The sequence below is a fragment of the Cupriavidus sp. FW216-B1 genome (assembly GCF_058789195.1).
The window spans coordinates 16,888-37,259 of the sequence record NZ_JBYTEL010000016.1; the positions used below are offsets into that span (position 1 = coordinate 16,888).

Below are 20,372 nucleotides of genomic sequence, written 5' to 3' on the forward strand. Positions count from 1 at the left end.
GGGCAGGCGTCATCCAGGCCGCGCGATGCCACGCGGCATCGCGCGCCACGCGGCGTTTCGCGCGCCCCCGCCCCGGGCATGGCCCGGGGTATCGGGCGCGTATTTCCCCCTTTGTTCCCTCGATTGCCCGCGTTTTTCGCGGCTTATCATCGCGACTTATCATCGCGTCCTATCATCGCCTCGCAGACGATGCCGTGCATGCCGGCACCGGTCCCTTCGCACCTCGCCATGACCGACCCTACCCCCGTCCCGCCAGTCCGGCCTCCCGGCCTGCTTGCCGCCCGCGGCCTCGCCGTCGGCGTGTTCGACCTGTTCCACGTGGGCCATCTGCGCTATCTGCAATACATCCGCGCGCGCTGCCTGACGCTGGTGACGGTGGTCACGCGCGACGCCACCGTGCAGGCCAACAAGCGGCGCGCACCGGCCATGCCGGAGGCGGAGCGGCTGGAGATCGTGCGCGGGCTGGGCTGGGTGGACGAGGCGCTGCTGCAGCCGGACAGCCTGGAGAACACCGAGAGCGCGCTGCGCTGGCTGGCGGCACTGGCCGTGGACCACGTCTTCATCGGCGAGGACTGGCGCGGCAGCGCGCGCTGGGCGCGGCTGGAACCGCGCCTGGCCGCGCAGGGCATCGGGCTGAGCTGGACGCCGCGCACGGACGAGGTGTCGACCACGGTGCTGCGCCAGCGCATCCTGGCCAGCCTGAGCGAGTAAGGCCGGCGGCGGCAAACCCGGCCACCGCCCGGGTCACCGCCCGAGTCACCGCCCACCCCCCGGCCCGCTTCAGGCGGCGGGGCGCAGGCCGGCCAGGCGGCCCTCCAGCACCGCGGCGAGGCGCAGCAGCAGGCCGTCCCGCGGGGTGTGCCGCTCGAGCACGAGCCGCACCAGCCGCAGGGCCTTTTCCCAGTAGCCGTTGAGGCAGGCATTGGCGATGCGCGAGTAGGCGTACCACTGCGTCAGCGCCGAGAATCCCACCAGGTTGTGGGCGCCGATGATGGTGTCGAAGGCGGGGTCCGGCACGCGCCAGTCCTTGCCGTAGATGGTTTCGAGCCAGCCGTGCGGGTCTTCCAGCCACCACACCGGGCCGGCCGGGCCGGCCTGCTGCGCCAGCCGCAGCGGGCCCGGGAAGCGGGTCACGCGCTGGTGGGCGGCGGGCGCGCCCTGCCCGGTCCAGAAGCCGCCGAGCAGCGTGGCGCCGCCGGGCTCGGGCTGCAGGCCGCACAGGTCGAGCACCACGTCGTGGCGGGGATGATGGTAGCTCGCCATGTTGTCGATGGCGAAGAGCGGCGGCGGGCACTGCCAGCCGTGGGCGCGCAGGATGGCGTGCGCGGCGGGCAGCTCGGCCACCAGCAGGCCCAGGTCGAGATCCTTGTCGAACGGCAGCAGGCGGCGCTCGCGCACCAGGCCCAGCAGCGTGCCGGCATGGGCGAACGCGCGCACGCCGCCGGCCGCGAGCTGCGCCAGCGCCTGCCACAACAAGGCTTCGACCTGCGGGTCGGCGAGCCTGCGCATGGCGGGTTGCGGGTTGTGGACCAGCGGCGCCACGCACAGCGCCTCCAGCGCCTGCCGCTGCGCCTGCGCGCCGTCTGCCACGCGCTGCTGGTGCAGCAGCGCGGTGCCGAGGAAAAACAGCCAGTAGGGCCGCAGCGCGGGGTGCACGTCGGGCGCCGCCAGCAGGACCTGGCAGGCCTGCCGCACCGTGGCGGCGTGCCCCAGCTCGAGCCCGAGCTGGCACCAGGCGCGGATGTCGTCGGGCGGCATCGCGCCGCCTTGCTGCAGGCGCGCGTTCAGGGCGGCGAATGCCGCGGCGGGGTTGTTCTCCGCTTGTGCTTCCATGCTGCTCGTTGTCTCGCTGTCTCGCTGTCTTGTCGTCTCGTTGTCTCGTCGGTGCCGGGCCGCCTGTCTAGCCGGACGTGGCCCGACATGACCCGGCATGACCCGACTTGGCCGGCGCGGTTCAGTCCACCGTCACCACGATCGCCACGCGCCGGTTCTCCGCCCGCCCCGCGGCGGTGCGGTTGTCGGCCACCGGGCGGGTCTTGCCGAGCCCGCGCACCTCGATGTTCTGCGGCAGGAAGGCGCTTTCGGCCAGCACCCTGGCCACTGCCTGCGCGCGCCGCACCGAGAGCTGCTGGTTGTATTCGGCGGAGCCGGAGTCATCGGTGTGGCCGTCGAGCCGGACGCGGTCGATGCCGGCCCCCTTGAGCGCCGTGCCGATGCGCTGCACCACCGCCCGGTGCTCGGCGCTGATGGTGTCCTCGTCGAGCCCGAACAGCACCTTCTCGGACAGGTTCAGTTCCCAGCCGCCGTCGGTGAGCTGGAAGCCCTGCTGCCTGAGCGTCTCGATCTGCGGCGGCGTCAGCCGGCCGGCCGCCGCGGGCGCGGGCGCCTGGCAGCCGGCCAGGCCCAGCGCGGCGATGGCGAGGGCCGTGCCCAGCCACAGTCTTGCGCGGGCGGACAGGTTCGATGGCACGATGGATCTCCTCTTCTGCGTTCCGTTGTCGCCGCCCGCGCTATTCGAGCACGGTCTCGGCCGCGGCCAGGTGCGGCTGCGCGCTTTGCCAGTGGCCGCCGCGGCCGCGCTTGGCCTGGTACATGGCTTCGTCGGCCTTCTGCAGCAGGCCGGCGGCGGTCTGCGCGTGCAGCGGGAACACCGCCAGGCCGATGCTGAGCGAGGCCTCGATGCTGGCGCCGCCGCTGAGCTGGATCGGGTCCTTCATGCGCAGCAGAATGTGCTCGGCCACCTGGATGATGTCGGCCGGCTTGCGCAGCGCGGTGATCAGCACGGCGAACTCGTCGCCGCCGATGCGCGCGACCAGGTCGCCGTCGCGCAGGCAGGCGCGGATGCGCTGGGCGATGCCGGCCAGCACTTCGTCGCCGGCGGCATGGCCGAAGGTGTCGTTGATTTCCTTGAAGGCGTCGCTGTCGAGGTAGAGCACGCCGACGCGCGCCTTCGAGGCGGTGGCGAAGCGCACGGCGCGGTGCAGCGCGTCCTCGAAGGCGGCTCGGTTGAGCACCCCGGTCAGGCTGTCGTGGCTGGCGCGGTGCGCGAGCGAGCGGTTCTCGTGCTGGAGCTGGTCCTGCCAGCTTTCGAGCTCGTCGAGCAGGCCGTTGAAGTCCTCGCCCAGCGCATTGAGCTCGGCGATGTGCGCCGGCGGCGTGCGCTGGTCGAAGGCCCGCTCGGAACGCACCGCGTGGGCCACGCGCATGAGGTTGCGCACCGGCTCGATGATGTGCACCAGCATGCGGCTCGACATGTAGTGCGCGCTCACCGCGGTCAGCAGCAGGCAGGCCAGCAGGCCGAACAGGCCGCTGAGCACGAACTCGAACAGCTTGCCGGGATCGGCGGTCAGGCGCACGGTGCCGACCACCTGCGTCTCGTGCATGATGACCTGCTCCACCGAGCCGGGCGCCATCAGCCGGCTGGCCAGCTTCTGCAGGCCGGCGAAGCGCGCGCGCACGGGCTGCTGCCATTCGGCCAGCAGGCGGCTGTCGCGGTCGTAGACGCTGGCCTGCGCCACTTCCGCGGTGGCGATGGCGACCAGCGCGTCGCGCGCCGCGGCCGGGTCGCGGAACACCACCGGCGCTTCCAGCGTATAGGCCAGCGAACGCGCGATCAGGTGCAGGTTGTGGTCGGCATAGACGCGTAGCGCGGTCAGCCCGAGCGCGGTCAGCGAGAGGCCGGCCGTGCAGACCGCGATCAGCGCCACGCTCAGGTGAATGCGGCGCAGCGCGTGATAGAGCGTGGGGCGCGGCGGCGGCGCGTCCGGGCGCGAGCGCGGCTTCATAGCGCGGGCGTCCGCCGCCGGCCGAGCTGCAGCACGCCGGGATGGATGTGGATGCCGCTGCGCGCGACCGAGTCGAGGTTGACGCGGAAGGTGACGCGGTTGTCGGCCACGTTGAGGCAGAACATGCTGCCGGTCTCGCACTCGAAGTCTTCCTCGGTGATGACCAGCACCGGGCGCCCGCTCAGTTCGGCCGCCACCCGCCGGCGGCTGGCGTCGGTCATCGCGGCCAGGTAGACGGAATCGCAGCCGGTCATCGCGCCGGCGCCGGTGACGTCGATGCGGCGCGCCTGCACCACGCGCCCGGTGGCGAGCGTGCCGCCGTCGGCCAGCTTGCCGGCATAGCGCGCCGTGCCGTCCACGCACAGGCGCAGCACCTCGCGCTCGACCGGCCAGCGCGCGTAGCCGAGCAGGCTGTACACCGTGCGCACCACGGCCTCGGAGCGCGACTGCGGGGTATCGGCCGCGGCGCCGGGCGGCGGCACGCACAGCAGCGCGGCGCACAAGGCCGACAGGAGGCGGAGGAGCGGAAGCCGGCGCAGGTACCTGGGCCGGCTGCCCGCATCGTCCGGGACGATCGCGGAATGGGGCAAGAAAGGACTACCTGCCAAGTGACGGGTTCCGGGCAGACCGGGCCGAACTGCGCGCGAACCGGTCCGGTTCTGGCTGGCGCGCGGCGCCCCCGCGCGCACCGCGCCGGGGAAAGCCGTGCCAGACCACATACTATATCGGCGCGGCGGGAACGTTATTTACCCCTCCGATAGGCGGAAGCCCGTGGCCGACCCGGCTGAGCCGGCCGACCCTGCGCGCTTGCGGCGTTGCGCCCCGTGCTCATTACAATGGGGCCTGGCCCATCCCGCGCAACGCGCCGCCTCCCATGAGCGACACCAAGACACCGCTGCGCTCCCTGCCGGCGCGGCTCTACCTGCTGGGCGCCGCCATCCTGGCGGCCGGCTGGACCGCCGCCGTGCTGGTCTACCTGAACGCCGCGCGCGCGGAAACCTCGCCCGACCTGCTGTACGGCCCTGGCTGGCAGCGGCAGTACGACTTCCAGCTCGAGCGCATCGGCGGCAAGGCGGCGGTGCTGGCGGCCGAGTTCTCGCAGTGGTTCGGCGGCCTGTGGCACGGCCGGCAACTGGCGGTGACGCTGGCGATCCTGGCCACGGTGGCGGCGCTGCTGTGCTTCGCCGTGGCGCACGAGCTGGCGCTCATGGCGAGGCACCGGCGCGGCGGGAAAGACGGGGGCGAGGACTGAGCGCCGCGTCGGCGGTCGCGCCGGCGCCGCACTGAAGCCACACTGAAGCCGCACCGAGGCCATACAAGGCCGCCGCGACGCCGCCCTGGCGCGTCAGAGCAGCGGCAGGCCCGCGTTGCGCTTGACCTCGCGCAGCGACAGCAGCGACTCCACCGCCGTCACGCCGGGCAAGGTGCGCAGGACGTCGCGCATGAAGATGCCGTAGTCGTCGAGGTCGCGCGCCACCACCAGCAGCAGGTAGTCGGCGCTGCCCGATACGTTGTGGCACGAGATGATGCGCGGGATGGCCTGCACCTCGCGCTCGAAGCGGTCGGACAGTTCGCGGCTGTGCACGCCGAAGCGCACCTGCGTGAAGGCCATCAGCCCCAGCCCGAGCGCCCGGCGCGACAGCATGGCGCGATAGCCCTCGATGTAGCCCTCGGCCTCGAGCCGCCTGAGCCGGCGCGCGCACGGCGTCTCGCTCAATCCCACGGATTCCGCCAGGCTGGCGTTGGTGGCGCGGCCGTCGGCCTGCACCGCCGCCAGGATCGCGCGGTCCAACTTGTCGAGTTCCATCGCCGTTTCTCCCGGAAATGGGCAAAGATTAGCGCATTCCTCCAAAGGATGGCCGCCGGCCGTGGAAAATCGCCTGAAATCCCTCCGCCTCCGGCGCGATCATGGTGCCGTTCCCAACGGAGTCGCATCATGGTTTCCCTGCATCTGCTGCTGACCTTCATCGGCGCGCTGGCCGTGGTCTATGCGCTGCCCGGCCCCGACATGGCGCTGGTGCTCCAGACCAGCACCGCGCGCGGCGTGCCGCACGGGCTGGCCACCGCCGCCGGACTGGCGCTGGCGCGGGCCGCGCACGTCACGCTTTCCGCGTGCGGCGTGGCCGCGCTGCTGCGCGCGGCGCCGTGGCTGTACCAGGGCGTGCGCGTGGCCGGCGGCCTGTACCTGGCCTGGGTGGCCATCCAGATCCTGCGCGGCCCGGCCTTCGGCATGGAAGCCGGCGCGGGCCGCGCCGACGCCGCCGCGCCGCTGCGCGCCTCGGTGGCGCGCGGCGCGCTGAGCAGCCTGCTCAACCCGAAGGCGCTGCTGTTCTGCTCGGTGCTGCTGCCGCAGTTCGTCGACCCGCACGGCGCGCCGGTGTGGTCGCAGGTGCTGGAGCTTGGCGTGGTGCTGGTGCTGACCGGCATCGCCTTCGACCTGGCCTGCGTGTTCGGCGCGGTGCGCATGGCCGCGTGGCTGCGCGGCAGCCCGCGCGCGCAGGCCTTCCAGCGCTGGTCGTTCTCGGCGGTGCTGCTGGCCTTCGCGGCGCGGCTGTCGCTGGAGTGAGCGCGGCGCCGGTCATTCCAGCGGGTAGCGCCTGACGAGGTCGCCGAGCCGCGCGCTGTCCTCGCGCACCTGCGCCGCGAACTCGGCCGGCGAGTTGACCACCGGCTCGGCGCCGGCGGCGGCGATGGTCTTGCGCACGTCGGCATCCTTCACGGCTTCGCGCAGCGCGGCCACCACGCCCTGCAGCACCGGCGCCGGCGTGCCCCTGGGCGCGAACAGGCCGTACCACGTGACGGACTGGAACTGCGGGTAGCCGGCCTCGGCGGTGGTGGGCACCTCGGGCAGCGCGGCCGCGCGCTTCGGCCCCTGCGTGGCCAGGATGCGCAGCGCGCCGCTCTTGTAATGCGGCAGCGCCGCCGTGATGCCGGTAAACGCCAGGTTGACGTTGTTGGCGATCAGGTCGGTGACGATGGGGCCGGTGCCGCGGTAGTTGACCACGACGAGGTTGGGCAGGCCGGCCTCCTCCGCGAGCTGCCTGCCCGAGATGCGCGCGAGGCTCTCGCCGCTGCCCAGCGAGCACGAGCGGCCCGGCGCCTTGCAGTACTGCACGAACTCGGCCAGCGTCTTCACCGGCAGCTTGCCGCTCGCCACCACGGCGGCGGGCGACTGCGAGATGGCCGTCACCGGATCGAGCCGCGCGAGCGGGTCGACGCCCTTGAGGCCCGGCGTGTACCGCGTGACCACGATGGCCGGCACCTGCAGCAGCAGCGTGTAGCCGTCGGGCCGGGCCTCCATCACGCGGCGCGTGCCGATCAGGCCGTCGGCGCCGGGCAGGTTCTCCACCACCACGGGCTGGCCCCACAGCACGCCGAGCTGCTTCGACACGGCGCGCGCGGTGGCGTCGGTGCCGCCGCCGGCCGCGTAGGGCACCACCAGCGTGACGGGGCGGTCCGGGCGCCACGCGGCCTGCGTGCCGGCGGCGGCCGATGCTGCAGCCGATGCGGCCAGCGAGGCCGCGGGCGCGGCGGCCAGCAGCGCCACGGCGCACGCGGGCGCCGCCAGGGCGCGCGCGAGGCCATGCCGTCGTTCGACGAAGGGATGCATGTTGTCTCCTTGTTTTTCCATGTTCTTATGTGTCCACCCGACGCGGCAGCGAACGGGCGGCGGGCGGCGGCGGATCAGGCCGCGCCCCCGCGCCGCACCGCCCACGCCCACGGCCGGCGCGCGCGGTCGGCCTGCTGCCAGGCGCGGATCAGCTCGTCGTCCTTGAGCGTGAGGCCGATGTCGTCGAGGCCGTGCAGCAGCGCCTCGCGGCGCAGCGGGTCGACCGGGAACGCGATGGCGGTGCCGTCGGGCGCGGTCAGCGTGGCCGCCGCCAGGTCCACCCGCAGCGGCGCGCCGCGCGCGCACTGCGCGGCCAGGGCCGTCACCGCCGCCGCGGGCAGGCGGATCGGCAGCAGGCCGTTCTGGAAGCAGTTGTTGTAGAAGATGTCGCCGTAGCTCGGCGCGATCACGCAGCGCACGCCCATGCCCATCAGCGCCCACACCGCGCCCTCGCGCGAGGAGCCGCAGCCGAAGTTGGCGCCGGCCAGCAGCACCGGCGCGCCGCGGAAGGCCGGCTGGTTGAGCACGAAGCCGGGGTCCTCGCTACCGTCGGCGCGGTAGCGCAGCGCCTCCAGCGCGTAGGGGCCGAGCTGGTCGCGCGGCAGGCTGGTCAGGCGCTCGATGCGGATGATGACGTCGGTGTCGAGGTTGGCACGCAGCAGCGGCGCGGCCGCGCCCGTCACCACGGTAAACGGTGGCATGGTCATGCAAGGCTCCGCACGTCGGTGATGCAGCCGGTCACGGCCGCCGCCGCGGCCATCGCCGGGCTGGCGAGATGGGTGCGGGCGCCCGGTCCCTGGCGCCCGACGAAGTTGCGGTTGGAGGTGGAGACCGAGCGCTGCCCGGGCGGCACCTGCTCGCCGTTGGCGGCCACGCACATGCTGCAGCCCGGCTCGCGCCAGGCAAAGCCGGCCGCCTCGAACACCGCGCGCAGGCCCTCGGCCTCGGCCGCGCGCCTGACGTTCTCGGAGCCCGGCACCACCCACGCCGTCACGCCCGGCGCGACGTGGCGCCCGCGCGCCACGGCGGCGGCGGCGCGCAGGTCGGACAGGCGCGAGTTGGCGCACGAGCCGATGAAGACCCAGTCGACCGGCGTGCCGGCGATCGGCGCGTTGGGCGCCAGGCCCATGTAGTTCAGCGCGGCGCCGATGGCCGCGCGCGCCGCGTCGTCGGACGCCGCGGCCGGGTCGGGGATGGTGCCGCCGATGGCGATGGCCTGCTCGGGGCTGGTGCCCCAGGTGATGGTCGGCACCACCGCCGCGGCGTCGATCGTCTCTTCGCGGTCGAACCGCGCGCCGTCGTCGCTGGCCAGCGTGCGCCAGTAGTCCGCCGCCGCCTCGAACTGCGCGCCGGCGGGCGCGTAGGGACGGCCGCGCAGCCATTCGATGGTGCGCTCGTCCGGCGCCACCATGCCGAAGCGCGCGCCCAGCTCCACGCTGAGATTGCACAGCGTCAGGCGCCCTTCCACCTCCAGCGCGCTGATGGCCGGGCCGGCGAACTCGATGGCGTGGTCCACGCCGGCGGCCGCGCCGAGCTTGCCGATGATGTGCAGCGCGAGGTCCTTGGCGGTGACGCCCGCGGCCAGCGCGCCTTCGCAGCGGATGCGCATGCGGCGCGGCTTCTGCTGGCGCAGCGTCTGCGTGGCGAGCGCGTGCGTGCTCTCGGACGAGCCCACGCCGAACGCCATCGCGCCGAGGCCGCCGTTGGTGCAGGTGTGGCTGTCGCCGCAGATCACGGTCAGGCCCGGCAGCACGATGCCCAGCTCGGGCCCCATCACGTGGACGATGCCCTGCCCCGGCTGGCCGAGGTCGAACAGGGTCACGCCGGCCGCCGCGGTACTCTCGCGCAGCGCGGTCCACAGCCGCCCGCCCGGGGCGAAGGTATGGCCGTCGCGCCCGGGGCGGCTCGACACCGCGTGGTCCGGCGTGGCGAACACCAGCGCCGGATCGTGCAGCGGCAGGCCGCGCGCGGCCACCTGGCCCAGTGCGGGCGGGCCGGACAGGTCGTGCAGCAGGTGGCGGTCGATGTGCAGCAGCGCCCAGCCATCGCCGAGCTCGCGCACCACGTGCGCGTCCCAGAGCTTGTCGAACAGGGTGCGCGGCATGTTCAGCCCGCCTTTGCGCCGGCCGGCGCGTCGGGGTGGGTGGCGCGCGCGCCGGCGTTGAAGCGCTGGCGCAGGCCGTCCCATTCGTCGGCGCCGAAGCGGCGGAAGGTCTGGCCCACGCTGGCCGACACGGCCGGCGCGGTGAAGGTGGCCCTGAGCTGCGCCAGCGCGGCGTCGCCGGCCTCGATGGCGGCCTTGAGCATCAGCCCCGGCAGGATGGCCAGCTTGTAGCCCATCGCCTCGGCCTCGCGCAGGTCGAAGACCGGCGTGCGCCCGCCGGGCACCACGTTGAGCAGGCACGGGCCGCGCACCAGCCGGGGCACCGCCGCCACTTCCTCCAGCGTCTGCGTGGCTTCCACGAAGGCCATGTCGGCGCCGGCTCCGAGCGCGGCGTTGGCGCGCCGCACGGCTTCGTCCAGCCCCAGCACGGCGCGCGCGTCGGTGCGCGCGATGATGAGGAAGTCCGGCGTGCGGCGCGCCTCCACGGCGGCGCGGATCTTGGAGACGAACTCGTCGTGCGCGATCACTTCCTTGCCGTCCAGGTGGCCGCAGCGCTTGGGCGCGACCTGGTCCTCGATATGGACCGCGGCCACGCCGCGCGCCTCGTACTCGCGCACGGTGCGGGTGACGTTGAGCTCGTTGCCGTAGCCGGTGTCGGCGTCGGCGATCAGCGGAATGGCCGTGGCGCGCGCCATCACCGCCGCGTTCTCGACCATCTCGCTCATGGTCAGCAGGCCGAAGTCGGGAAAGCCGCGCGCGGCCGAGGTGCCGGCGCCGGTCATGTAGCAGGCGGCAAAGCCGGCCTGCTCGACCAGGCGGGCGCCGATGGCATCGTATGCGCCGGGGGCGATGATCATGCCGGGCGCCTGGAGGCGCTGGCGGAGGGTGGCTGCGGGAGTCATTGGGTGGTCCTGTGGTGCGTTTTGGCGGGAAATGGGCGGGTGGCGCGGGATGCGGAACAGGGAATGCGGGATGCGTGACCGGCGACGCGGCCGGCCGGCGGCCTCGCCGTGCCTGCGCGATCCTCGTCTCCGTTGTTCTTGTCGCTCGTGTTTATGTGTTTATATTCTAGATACAACTACTCGCGGCAGTCAAGAACGGGAAAATCCCGCCGGAAGCGTTGTGCTATGCTCCCCACGCCACGAAAACGCCATCCCATGCCGCGCAATACCACCACCGCTTCGCCGCTGGGCCAGATGCCCGGCACCTCGCTTCATCGCCAGTTGTTCATCGTGCTGCGCGACGAAATCACGCGCGGCGTCTACGCGAAAACCGGGGCCCTGCCGAAGGAAGAGGCGCTGTGCGAGCGCTTTGGCGTGTCGCGCATCACGGTGCGGCGCGCGCTGGCCGACCTGGCCGCGCTGGGCATGGTGGAGCGCCGCCACGGGCTGGGCACCTTCGTGCGCCCCGAGGCGCGGGTGGAGCGCAGCAGCCCCACGCTGAGCGTGATCGACGGCCTGCGCAAGACCGCGCTGGAAACCGAGGTGGAGGTACTGGAAGTGGGCACGGCGGTGCCGCCGCCGGACATCGCCACGCTGCTGCAGCTGCCGCCCGGCGAGCGCGCCGTGCACGCGCTGCGCCTGCGCAGCATGTCTGGCACGCCGGTCATGTTGACCGATGCCTGGGTGCCGGCCGCGCTGGGCAGGCGCGTGACCGCCGCGGCGCTGCGCAAGCGCGCGCTCTACGAGATCCTGATGGCGCAGGGCGTGAAGTTCGGCCGCGTGGTGCAGGAGATTTCCGCGCAGGCCGCCGACCCGGCCATCGCCGGCTGGCTGCATACCGAGGTCGGCGCGCCGCTGCTGAAGCTGGTGCGGCTGATGCACGATCCCGCCGCGCGGCCGGTGCAATACATCACGGTATCGATGTCGCCCGAGCGCAGCCGGATCCTGATGGACATCTCGGCCGACCAGGTGAACACGCTGAGCGCCGGGCGCTTCGTGCACGACGTGCCGAAGGACTGAGCCGCCAGGGCGCCGGGAACGGGCGGGTGGCACCCGGCGGGCCGGCGCTCAGGCACGGCCGGGATGCCGCGCGCGGCATGGCGCGCGCGGCGACTTGCCGCCGGCTCAGCCGGCGACGCGCGGCCTGACGCGGCTGGCGGCGTCCTTGGCGCGCGCGCGCGCGGTTTCCACGTCGGCGTCGTAGGCCAGCGCCACGCCCATGCGGCGCTTGACGAAGCTTTCCGGCTTGCCGAACAGGCGCAGCTCGGTCTGCGGCACGCGCAGCGCTTCGTCCACGCCGTCGAAGACCACGCCGGCCGCGTCCACGCCGCCGTAGATCACGGCGCTGGCGCCCGGGCTCTTGAGCGCGGTGCTGACCGGCAGGCCGAGGATGGCGCGCGCGTGCAGCTCGAACTCGTTCTGCCACTGGGTGATCATCGTGACCATGCCGGTGTCGTGCGGGCGCGGGCTGACTTCGCTGAACCAGACCTGCTCGCCCTTGACGAACAGCTCCACGCCGAACAGGCCCTGGCCGCCGAGGTTGGCGGTGACGGCCTGGGCGATTTGCTGCGCGGTCTCGAGCGCGGCCGGGTGCATCGGGTGCGGCTGCCAGCTTTCCACGTAGTCGCCGCTGACCTGCACGTGGCCGATGGGCTCGCAGAAGTGCGTGCCGACCTGGCCGTCGGCGCCGACCGCGCGCACCGTCAGCAGCGTGATCTCGTAGTCGAAATCGATGAAGCCTTCCACGATCACGCGGCCGTGGCTGACGCGGCCGCCGGCCATCGCGTAGTCCCAGGCGGCCTTGACGCCCTCGGGGCCGTCGATCTTGCTCTGGCCCTTGCCCGAGCTGCTCATCACCGGCTTGACCACGCACGGGTAGCCGATGCCGCCGTCGATGGCAGCCTGCAGCTCTTCGAGCGAGTCGCAGAACTTGTAGGGGCTGGTGGGCACGCCGAGCGTTTCCGCGGCCAGGCGGCGGATGCCTTCGCGGTCCATCGTGAGCCGCGCCGCGCGCGCGGTGGGGATCACGCGCACCACGCCCTGCGCTTCCAGCGCTTCGAGCATGGGCGTGGCGATGGCTTCGATCTCCGGCACCACGAGGTCGGGCCGCTCGGCCTCGATCAGCGCCTTGAGCTGCTCCGGATCGCTCATGGCGATGGTGCGGGCATGGTGCGCGACCTGCTGGCCGGGCGCGTTGTCGTAGCGGTCGACCGCGATGGTTTCCACGCCGAGCCGCTGCAGCGCGATCAGGACTTCCTTGCCGAGTTCGCCGGAGCCCAGCAGCATGACTTTGGTCGCGCCGGGCGACAGGGGGGTGCCGAGAGTGGTCATCTGAGACCTTCGAGATCAAGTCAAAACCGGGATTGTACGTCGAGGCCGGCGGCACCCCCGCGCGGGCCCGCTCAGGGAATCAGCTTGCGCACGTCGCGCTGCCACGACGGCTCGCCGCAGCCCGAGGGGCTTTCCGGACCGAGCAGCGTGAAGTAGCCGCGGCCCTTCATGCAGGCCTCGTAGGCGCGCACCTTGGCGCACCGGCCGGCGCCGGCCTGCTGCGCGGCGGCCTTGCACTGCGCGATGGAGCGGTCCATCGGGCCGAAGTCGAGGAAGTCCGGATTCACGGCGCCGGCGGCGAAGCTGTCGGGGCCGCCGGCCGAGAACTCGACGGGCCCGGTGCAGCCGGCCAGCAGCAGGGCCGCGGCCATCAGCGCACCGGCGGGAACGGACCAGCGGAATCTCATGGCACGGCCTCCGGAAGTGAGTGCTGCTGGATCATACCCCGATGTCCGCCGCCATTCGCGCGCGCCGGCGGCGATTTTTGCGGCGCGGCCTTGGAACGCGCGCGCCGGGCAAATACACTTCGTCCACGGCTTCCATCCCGGACGCCATCGCATCAGGAGTGAGCATGAAGATCGACTTGTCGGGCAAGATCGCCCTGGTTTCCGGCTCCACCGCCGGCATCGGCCTGGCCACCGCCAGGGGACTTGCCGGCGCCGGCGCGCGCGTGATCGTCAACGGCCGCAGCGAGGCCACCGTCGCCCGCGCGCTGGAGGCCTTGCGCGGCGCGGTGCCCGGCGCCGACGTAGTGGGCTTTGCCGGCGACCTCGCCGACGCCGCCGTGTGCGCGCGGCTGGTGGCGGAGCAGCCGCACGTCGACGTGCTGGTCAATAACCTCGGCATCTTCCAGGTGCAGGACTTCTTCGAGACGCCGGACAGCGAATGGGAGCGCTTCTTCGACGTCAACGTGCTGTCCGGCGTGCGGCTGGCGCGCGCCTACGCGCCGTCGATGGTCCAGCGCAAGTGGGGGCGCATCGTGTTCATCTCGTCCGAGTCGGCCATCAACATCCCGACCGAGATGATCCACTACGGCTTCACCAAGACGGCGCAGCTGGCGGTGTCGCGCGGGCTGGCCAAGCGCCTGGCCGGCACCGGCGTGACCGTCAACGCGGTGCTGCCGGGGCCGACGCTGTCCGAGGGCGTGGCCGAGATGCTCAAGGACGAGGTGCAGAAGACGGGCCGGCCGATCGAGGAAGTCGCCGCCGATTTCGTCAAGGCGCACCGCTCCACCTCGATCATCCAGCGCGCGGAGACCGTCGACGAAGTGGCCAACATGATCGTCTACGTCTGCTCGCCGCAGGCGTCCGCCACCACCGGCGCCGCGCTGCGCGTGGACGGCGGCGTGGCCGACACCGTCATCTGATCGCGCCACCGGCGCGCCGACAAGACCGGGGCGCCCGCGAAGGGGCGCCGGCGGGCGCCGGCAGGCCGCCCCGATCGCCGGGGCGCGAGCCGTGCGATGCAAGAAAAAACAGAAAGGCCGGCCGGTCCCCGTCGCGGGACCGGCCGGCCTTTTTGCATTGCGCGCCGTCCATTGCGCGCCATATTCCGGCGGCGGATTTCATTCGCCCGCGCGATGCCGTTAAAGCGCCGCAATATGTGCACTGCGCAAAAACAAGAATACCGGACCGCGCAGGAAAAATGGCGCTGAAAATACGCTGAATTCACATTGAAAATACGTTGAATACACGCGGAAATTCCGCCCGGCGTGAGCGTATACCCTCTGTCCGCCGCGATTGCGGCGCCGGGATTACCGGCCTACCATGAATTTGAACGTGCCCCCACGGCAGCCCCGCGTTCGAACGGTGTCATTAGATATAACGTTAAAGATATAACGACTAAGGGAGACATCAGATGCAGGATTATCAAAGCCTTGTCTTTGTGTGCGCTATTGCCCTCGTGTGCCTTTATGTCGTACTGGGCACGCTGGCGCAGTCCCGCGCCATCAAGTTCGGCGCCCCCGCCATTGTTTCCGTGCTCATGCTAGCCTTCTCCATTTCGCCGTGGCACGCGGTGGGTTGAGCCGTCAGCACATTCCCTGACAGCACATCCGCTACTCCGCCGCGGCATGGTTCATGCCGCGGCCGCACCGTGCGCCCGGTTTCCACGAGGAGGCTTACGATGCGCCGCAGCATAGTGCATTGCGTCATTGCGATATCCGCGGGCCTGACGGCCCTGCCGGGCGCGGTCCATGCACAGACCGCCCAGGCTTTCACCGCCGGTCCCGTCGACCTGCTGGCCGGCCCCGGAAGGGAATACCCGGTGGTCGCGCAACTGGCCGGCGGCACGCCGCTGTCGGTGATGGGCTGCGTCAGCCAGTACACGTGGTGCGACGTGGCGCTGCCCAACCTGCGCGGCTGGGTCTACGGCGGCATGCTCAGCTATCCGTACCAGGGCGGCGGCGTGCCGGTGCTCAGCTACGGCGCCATGATCGGCCTGCCCATCATCACGTTCTCGCTCGGCTCGTACTGGGGCAACTACTATCGCAACCGGCCCTGGTATCACGACCAGGGCCGCTGGGCGCACCGCCCGCCGCCCGGGCGCTATCCCGGTTATCCGCCGCCGCATGCGCGCCCGCCCGGCGGGCCGTCGCATGGCGGACCGCCACACGGCGGGCGTCCGCCCGGCTACGGCGGTGGCGGTGGACATGGCGGTGGCGGCGGTAGTCATGGCGGTGGTGGCGGTGGTCACGGTGGTGGTGGTGGTCACGGCGGCGGCGGTGGCGGTCATGGCGGCGGCGGCGGTCATGGCGGCGGCCACGGTGGTGGCGGAGGCGGCGGCCACGGTGGTGGCCACGGCGGCCGCTAGTCTCCGGTCTCCCGCGGGTGGCAGGCACTGGCAAACGGGTTCACCCGGCGTGCGCACTGCGGCCATTGCCGCGCGCGCCGGCGTGGCCCAGAATTTCTCCGGACGCGGTCCGCACGAACGCCCGCCATTCAAGAAGAGAGACACCAAGGAGACCAACCACCATGCGCGATTACGCGGAGGCCATCGGCAGCTTTTCCTATGAAGCCGCGCTGGCGGCATGCCTGAACGGCACGCCCGAGGCGCTCAACGCCTGCGTCGAATGCTGCGACCGCCACGCGCTGCCGGGCCGCATCGCCCTGTTCTGGGAAGGCCGCGACGGCACCAGCGAGACCTACACGTTCACCCAGCTGCAAAAACTCTCGGCGCAGTTCGCGGGCTTTCTCAAGGCGCAGGGCATCGGCCCCGGCGACCGCGTGGCCGGGCTGCTGCCGCGCACGCCGGAACTGCTGGCCACCATCCTCGGCACCTGGCGCGCGGGCGCGGTCTACCAGCCGCTGTTCACCGCGTTCGGGCCGAAGGCCATCGAGCACCGGCTGCAGACCTCGGGCGCGCGCCTGGTCGTCACCGACGGCGCCAACCGCGGCAAGCTCGACGACGTGCAGGGCTGCCCCGCCGTGCTCACCGTGGCCGGCGCCAAGGGCCGCGGCCTGGTGCGCGGCGACTTCAGCTTCTGGGCCGAGCTGGAGCGCCAGCCGGCGGATTTCGCCCCGGTCATGCGCAAGGGCAGCGATCCGTTCCTGATGATGTTCACCTCCGGCACCACCGGCCCCGCCAAGCCGCTGCTGGTGCCGCTCAAGGCGGTGGCGGCGTTCGCCGGCTACATGCGCGACGCGGTGGACCTGCGCCCCGGGGACGCATTCTGGAACCTGGCCGATCCGGGCTGGGCCTACGGCCTGTACTACGCGGTCACCGGGCCGCTGGCGCTGGGACACCCCACCACGTTCTACGACGGCCCGTTCAGCGTCGAAAGCACCTGCCGCGTGATCGACAAGTACGGCATCACCAACCTGGCCGGCTCGCCCACCGCGTACCGCCTGCTGATCGCCGCGGGCAAGGCCGTGTCCGGGCCGCTGCGCGGCAAGCTGCGCGCGGTCAGCAGCGCGGGCGAGCCGCTCAACCCCGAGGTCATCCGCTGGTTCGCCGACCAGCTCGGCGTCACCATCCACGACCACTACGGCCAGACCGAGCTGGGCATGGTGCTGTGCAACCACCACGCGCTGCGCCATCCGGTGCACGTGGGCGCGGCCGGCTTCGCCAGCCCGGGCCACCGCGTGGTGGTGCTCGACGACGAGGCGCGCGAACTCGGCGCGGGCCAGCCCGGCACGCTGGCGCTGGACCTGGAGCAGTCGCCGATGTGCTGGTTCGGCGGCTACCACGGCACGCCCACCGGCGCCTTCGTCGGCAAGTACTACCTGACCGGCGACACCGCCGAGCTGAACCCGGACGGCAGCATCAGCTTCATCGGCCGCGCCGACGACGTCATCACCACCTCCGGCTACCGGGTCGGCCCGTTCGACGTGGAGAGCGCGCTGATCGAGCACCCGGCCGTGGTCGAGACCGCGGTGATCGGCAAGCCCGACGCGGAGCGCACGGAACTGATCAAGGCCTTCGTCGTGCTGGACCCGCAGTACCGCGCCAGCCCCGAGCTGGCCGAGGAACTGCGCCTGCATGTGCGCAACCGCCTGGCGGCGCACGCCTACCCGCGCGAGATCGAGTTCGTGGCCGAGCTGCCCAAGACGCCGAGCGGCAAGGTCCAGCGCTTCATCCTGCGCAACCACGAAGTTGCGAAGCAGCGCGAGGCCGTGGCGCAAGCATAGGCCCGGGAGCACGGACGGCGGCACCGCGGCCTGTGCCGCCACGCGGTGCCTCATCGCGCCCGCGCGCGTTCGACACAATGTGCGGCAGCCAACATAAGGCGGCCCGCCAGGACCGTGCCCCACGTCTCGGGGGAATGCGGGATGTCGCCCTTGCTGCACAGCAGCAGCATCTAACCGAAATTGTCCGGGTATGTCCCTAGGGGCTAACGAAATAGCGCCCTCTAGAATCAGCCCCTGGATGGTGCACTGCGCAATGCAAGGCCCATCCTCTTCCGAACCAGACCCTCGTCCCGCGCCGCGCGGCACCACCGCCGCGCATGCCGGCCGCACCTTGGCCACGCGGCGGGGCGAATCACAGGAGAGCACGCATGTTCGTTTTTCCGTCCGAGCAGTTCGCCGAAGTCCAGAAGGCCAGTTTCGCCAACCTGTTCGCGCTGACGAATACGGCCTTCGACGGTTTCCAGAAGCTGGCCGAGCTGAACCTGCAGGTAGCGAAGTCGTCGCTGGCCGAGAGCCAGGACAACATCCAGGCCGCCCTGTCGGGCCGCGACCTGCGCGATGTCTTCACCACCCAGGGCACGCTGGCCCAGCCCGCGGCGGAGAAGGCGCTGTCGTATGCGCGCCAGGTGTACGAGATCGCCACCGAGACGCAGGCCGAGCTGGCCAAGACGGTGGAAGCGCAGTACGAGCAGAACAGCCGCCGCGTGCAGGGCTTCGTCGACACCTTCGTGAAAAACGCGCCGGCCGGTTCGGAAGCCCTCACGGCTCTGCTGAAATCGACGGTCGCGGCCGCCAACAACACCTACGAATCGGTGCAGAAGGCGACCAAGCAGGCCGCCGAGACGGTCAAGTCGAACATCGAGGCCTCGGCCGCGGCCGCCAGCGGCGCCGTGCAGCAGGGCACCCGCCGCGCCACCAAGGCGGCCTGACCCGGCGGCAGGAAAAATCCGCCGCCAACGGCGGATTGGCGCCAGGGCGGGGCAACTGCGGGACAGCGGCGGCGCAATATCGATGCAATGGCGCTGCGATAGCGCTGCAATAGCGACACCGCCGCGGCGAAACGCCGCCCGGCGCGGCCCCGGTGCCGCGCCGGGCGCGGCGGGCCTACTTGCCGCCCTTGCCCTTCATCAGGTTCTTCGCTTCCTCGATGTTCTGCTCGGCGCGCCTGGTGATCACCGCCAGCGCCTCGGCCTGCGATTTCTGCGCCATCTCGGCCAGCTCGCGCATGTTGTTGAATGCCTTCTGCAGGCCCTGCTGCACGAATTCGCCCTGCTTGGCCATCGCCTCGGCGGGGTTGCCGCCGGCGCCCATCTGCTGCGCCGCGGACTGGATCTCCTGCATGGTCTTGCTCAGGATCTCGGTCTGTTTCTGCACCAGCGCCTGCATGCCCTGGTAGGCCACCTTGTTGGCTTCCGTGAGCGCGTCGATGTCCTTGCGCCGGGCTTCGATCACCGAGGTCATGTCGACGCCGGGGAGCTTGAACTGCTCAAGCAGCTTGCTGAAATCGGTAAACGGATTTGAGGTCGTGGCCATGATGCATCTCCTCGCAAGGGGGAATCGTGAAATGAGCCGCGCCAGGCGTCGGCTTGCCGCGCGCAGATCGCCGGCGCGGTGACTCCAGTGTAGCGCGTGCCGCACAGCGCGCGGAAACGAATGCGGCCCTTGTCCCGCAAATCCGCCGCGCCCATTCAAAATCCGCGAACGCTTCTTTCGAAACTCTGAACTGGTCCGCGCGCCGGGCCGTCGATACACTCGCCCGCATCGTTGGCCCCCTTGCGGAGAACCCATGCTTCATCAGGCTTTGGCCGGCATCAAGGTGCTGGATTTGTCGCGGATCCTGGCCGGCCCCTGGTGCACGCAGAACCTCGCCGACCTCGGCGCCGAAGTCACCAAGGTGGAGCGCCCCGGCCACGGCGACGACACGCGCGGCTGGGGTCCGCCCTACCTGCGGGACGCCGAAGGCGAGGACAGCCTCTCCGCGTACTTCATCTGCTGCAACCGCGGCAAGCGCTCGGTCGCCATCGACTACGCCACGCCCGAGGGCGCCGCGCGCATCCGCGCGCTGGCGCTGGAGGCGGACGTGCTGGTGGAGAACTTCAAGGCCGGCACGCTGCGCCGCTACGGGCTGGATTACGACACGCTCAAGGCGCTCAACCCGCGCCTGGTCTACCTGTCGATCACCGGCTTCGGCCAGAGCGGCCCGATGGCGGACAAACCCGGCTACGACTACGTGTTCCAGGGCATGGGCGGCCTCATGAGCTACACCGGCCACCCCGACGGCGAGCCCGGCGCCGGCCCGCTGCGCACCGGCGTGGCGGTGGTGGACCTGACCACCGGCATGTACGCCACCTCGGCGGTGCTGGCGGCGCTGCTGCGCCGGCACGCCACCGGCGCGGGCGAATACCTCGACATCGCGCTGCTCGACGTGGCCGTCGCGCTCAACGCCAACCAGGCTTCCAACTACCTGGTGTCGGGCCGCGCGCCGCAGCGCAGCGGCAACGCCCATCCCAACTGCGCGCCCTACGAAGTGTTCCGCTGCGCCGACGGCCACCTGATCCTGGCCATCGGCAACGACGCGCAGTTCGCCCGCTTCTGCGAAGTGGCCGGCCTCGCCGCGCTGGCAACGGACGCGCGCTACGCCACCAACTCGGCGCGCATCGACAACCTGCCGGCGCTGCGCGCGCTCCTCGCCGAGGTGTTTCCCACGCGCGCGCGGCAGGCGTGGACCGACGCCTTCGACGCGGCCGGCGTGCCGTGGGGGCCGATCAACTCGATGGACGAAGTCTTCGCCCATCCGCAGGTGCGGCACCGCCAGCTCGTGCAGAGCGCCGAGCATCCCACGCTCGGGCGCGTGCCGATGATCCGCAACCCGATGCTGGCCGCCGCCGGCGCGCCGCCGTGCGCCGCGCCGCCGCTGCTGGGCGAGCACGACGCGCCGGCGCGCGCCTGACGCCGGCGCCCGGCCGACCTGAC

At 71.8% G+C, this 20,372-nt stretch carries 22 protein-coding genes; 10 read left to right on the plus strand and 12 right to left on the minus strand.

What is annotated here, in order from left to right; genetic code table 11:
* The first annotated feature begins 228 nt into the window (after window positions 1-228).
* The gene (locus AC3WXD_RS25565) at window positions 229-711 is read left to right on the plus strand and encodes an FAD synthase family protein (protein WP_081651579.1); all 483 of its coding nucleotides are present in this window, start codon (window positions 229-231) and stop codon (window positions 709-711) included.
* Window positions 712-780: 69 nt separating this feature from the next.
* On the opposite strand, the gene AC3WXD_RS25570 is transcribed toward AC3WXD_RS25565, so the two are convergent.
* The 4 genes from AC3WXD_RS25570 to yfiR all read right to left on the minus strand — a co-directional run bounded on the left by AC3WXD_RS25570 (window position 781) and on the right by yfiR (window position 4,375).
* Window positions 781-1,833: a LicD family protein gene (locus AC3WXD_RS25570; RefSeq protein WP_020206222.1), complete on the minus strand. Its 1,053-nt coding sequence runs from the start codon at window positions 1,831-1,833 to the stop codon at window positions 781-783.
* A gap of 121 nt (window positions 1,834-1,954) precedes the next feature.
* Entirely contained in the window at window positions 1,955-2,470 is a 516-nt protein-coding gene (gene yfiB, locus AC3WXD_RS25575) for an outer membrane lipoprotein YfiB (RefSeq protein ID WP_492324922.1), read from the minus strand.
* Between the two features lie 40 nt (window positions 2,471-2,510).
* Window positions 2,511-3,785 (minus strand): diguanylate cyclase DgcN/YfiN, encoded by a 1,275-nt coding sequence (gene dgcN, locus AC3WXD_RS25580; protein ID WP_020206224.1) that lies wholly within the window; start codon window positions 3,783-3,785, stop codon window positions 2,511-2,513.
* Entirely contained in the window at window positions 3,782-4,375 is a 594-nt protein-coding gene (gene yfiR / locus AC3WXD_RS25585) for a regulatory sequestration protein YfiR (RefSeq protein ID WP_020206225.1), read from the minus strand. Before yfiR ends, dgcN begins: the two co-directional genes overlap by 4 nt.
* A gap of 284 nt (window positions 4,376-4,659) precedes the next feature.
* Here yfiR and AC3WXD_RS25590 point away from each other — a divergent pair, with 284 nt between their 5' ends.
* Complete coding sequence (locus AC3WXD_RS25590) at window positions 4,660-5,037, plus strand: hypothetical protein (protein ID WP_492324923.1); 378 nt, start codon at window positions 4,660-4,662, stop codon at window positions 5,035-5,037.
* 93 nt (window positions 5,038-5,130) lie between these two features.
* On the opposite strand, the gene AC3WXD_RS25595 is transcribed toward AC3WXD_RS25590, so the two are convergent.
* The gene (locus tag AC3WXD_RS25595) at window positions 5,131-5,592 is read right to left on the minus strand and encodes an Lrp/AsnC family transcriptional regulator (protein WP_059412278.1); all 462 of its coding nucleotides are present in this window, start codon (window positions 5,590-5,592) and stop codon (window positions 5,131-5,133) included.
* A gap of 129 nt (window positions 5,593-5,721) precedes the next feature.
* On the opposite strand from AC3WXD_RS25595, the gene AC3WXD_RS25600 reads away from it, so the two are divergent.
* Window positions 5,722-6,351, plus strand: a complete 630-nt coding sequence (locus tag AC3WXD_RS25600) for a LysE family translocator (protein ID WP_454732672.1) — start codon at window positions 5,722-5,724, stop codon at window positions 6,349-6,351.
* A gap of 12 nt (window positions 6,352-6,363) precedes the next feature.
* Here the strand turns inward: AC3WXD_RS25600 and AC3WXD_RS25605 are convergent, their stop codons facing one another.
* The 4 genes from AC3WXD_RS25605 to AC3WXD_RS25620 form a co-directional block, all read right to left on the minus strand.
* Window positions 6,364-7,395, minus strand: a complete 1,032-nt coding sequence (locus AC3WXD_RS25605; RefSeq protein ID WP_454732671.1) for a Bug family tripartite tricarboxylate transporter substrate binding protein — start codon at window positions 7,393-7,395, stop codon at window positions 6,364-6,366.
* A gap of 74 nt (window positions 7,396-7,469) precedes the next feature.
* The gene (gene leuD, locus AC3WXD_RS25610) at window positions 7,470-8,096 is read right to left on the minus strand and encodes a 3-isopropylmalate dehydratase small subunit (RefSeq protein WP_029044288.1); all 627 of its coding nucleotides are present in this window, start codon (window positions 8,094-8,096) and stop codon (window positions 7,470-7,472) included.
* 2 nt (window positions 8,097-8,098) lie between these two features.
* Window positions 8,099-9,499 (minus strand): 3-isopropylmalate dehydratase large subunit, encoded by a 1,401-nt coding sequence (leuC, locus tag AC3WXD_RS25615; protein ID WP_492324924.1) that lies wholly within the window; start codon window positions 9,497-9,499, stop codon window positions 8,099-8,101.
* 2 nt (window positions 9,500-9,501) lie between these two features.
* Window positions 9,502-10,401 carry an isocitrate lyase/PEP mutase family protein gene (locus AC3WXD_RS25620; RefSeq protein ID WP_492324925.1) on the minus strand — a complete coding sequence of 300 codons (900 nt, stop codon included), beginning with the start codon at window positions 10,399-10,401 and terminating at the stop codon, window positions 9,502-9,504.
* A 255-nt stretch (window positions 10,402-10,656) separates the two neighbouring features.
* On the opposite strand from AC3WXD_RS25620, the gene AC3WXD_RS25625 reads away from it, so the two are divergent.
* A complete protein-coding gene (locus AC3WXD_RS25625) occupies window positions 10,657-11,460 on the plus strand; it encodes a GntR family transcriptional regulator (RefSeq protein WP_492324926.1) in 804 nt (267 codons plus the stop codon).
* A gap of 105 nt (window positions 11,461-11,565) precedes the next feature.
* Here the strand turns inward: AC3WXD_RS25625 and purT are convergent, their stop codons facing one another.
* Both purT and AC3WXD_RS25635 read right to left on the minus strand, forming a co-directional pair.
* The gene (purT, locus tag AC3WXD_RS25630; protein ID WP_020206234.1) at window positions 11,566-12,771 is read right to left on the minus strand and encodes a formate-dependent phosphoribosylglycinamide formyltransferase; all 1,206 of its coding nucleotides are present in this window, start codon (window positions 12,769-12,771) and stop codon (window positions 11,566-11,568) included.
* A 71-nt stretch (window positions 12,772-12,842) separates the two neighbouring features.
* A complete protein-coding gene (locus AC3WXD_RS25635; protein WP_454732668.1) occupies window positions 12,843-13,178 on the minus strand; it encodes a hypothetical protein in 336 nt (111 codons plus the stop codon).
* A gap of 164 nt (window positions 13,179-13,342) precedes the next feature.
* Here AC3WXD_RS25635 and AC3WXD_RS25640 point away from each other — a divergent pair, with 164 nt between their 5' ends.
* The 5 genes from AC3WXD_RS25640 (at window position 13,343) to AC3WXD_RS25660 (ending at window position 18,328) form a co-directional block, all read left to right on the plus strand.
* Complete coding sequence (locus AC3WXD_RS25640) at window positions 13,343-14,137, plus strand: SDR family NAD(P)-dependent oxidoreductase (RefSeq protein ID WP_059412269.1); 795 nt, start codon at window positions 13,343-13,345, stop codon at window positions 14,135-14,137.
* A gap of 491 nt (window positions 14,138-14,628) precedes the next feature.
* Window positions 14,629-14,796 (plus strand): hypothetical protein, encoded by a 168-nt coding sequence (locus AC3WXD_RS25645; RefSeq protein WP_020205073.1) that lies wholly within the window; start codon window positions 14,629-14,631, stop codon window positions 14,794-14,796.
* Between the two features lie 99 nt (window positions 14,797-14,895).
* On the plus strand, window positions 14,896-15,582 hold the full coding sequence (locus AC3WXD_RS25650) for an SH3 domain-containing protein (RefSeq protein ID WP_492324927.1): 687 nt from the start codon (window positions 14,896-14,898) through the stop codon (window positions 15,580-15,582).
* A gap of 161 nt (window positions 15,583-15,743) precedes the next feature.
* On the plus strand, window positions 15,744-17,399 hold the full coding sequence (locus tag AC3WXD_RS25655; protein WP_020205071.1) for an acyl-CoA synthetase: 1,656 nt from the start codon (window positions 15,744-15,746) through the stop codon (window positions 17,397-17,399).
* A 368-nt stretch (window positions 17,400-17,767) separates the two neighbouring features.
* Window positions 17,768-18,328: a phasin family protein gene (locus AC3WXD_RS25660; RefSeq protein ID WP_059412265.1), complete on the plus strand. Its 561-nt coding sequence runs from the start codon at window positions 17,768-17,770 to the stop codon at window positions 18,326-18,328.
* A gap of 175 nt (window positions 18,329-18,503) precedes the next feature.
* Here the strand turns inward: AC3WXD_RS25660 and AC3WXD_RS25665 are convergent, their stop codons facing one another.
* Window positions 18,504-18,932, minus strand: a complete 429-nt coding sequence (locus tag AC3WXD_RS25665; RefSeq protein ID WP_059412264.1) for a phasin family protein — start codon at window positions 18,930-18,932, stop codon at window positions 18,504-18,506.
* 253 nt (window positions 18,933-19,185) lie between these two features.
* Between AC3WXD_RS25665 and AC3WXD_RS25670 the strand changes: the two genes are divergently transcribed.
* A complete protein-coding gene (locus tag AC3WXD_RS25670; RefSeq protein ID WP_059412261.1) occupies window positions 19,186-20,349 on the plus strand; it encodes a CaiB/BaiF CoA transferase family protein in 1,164 nt (387 codons plus the stop codon).
* The last annotated feature ends 23 nt before the right edge of the window (window positions 20,350-20,372 follow it).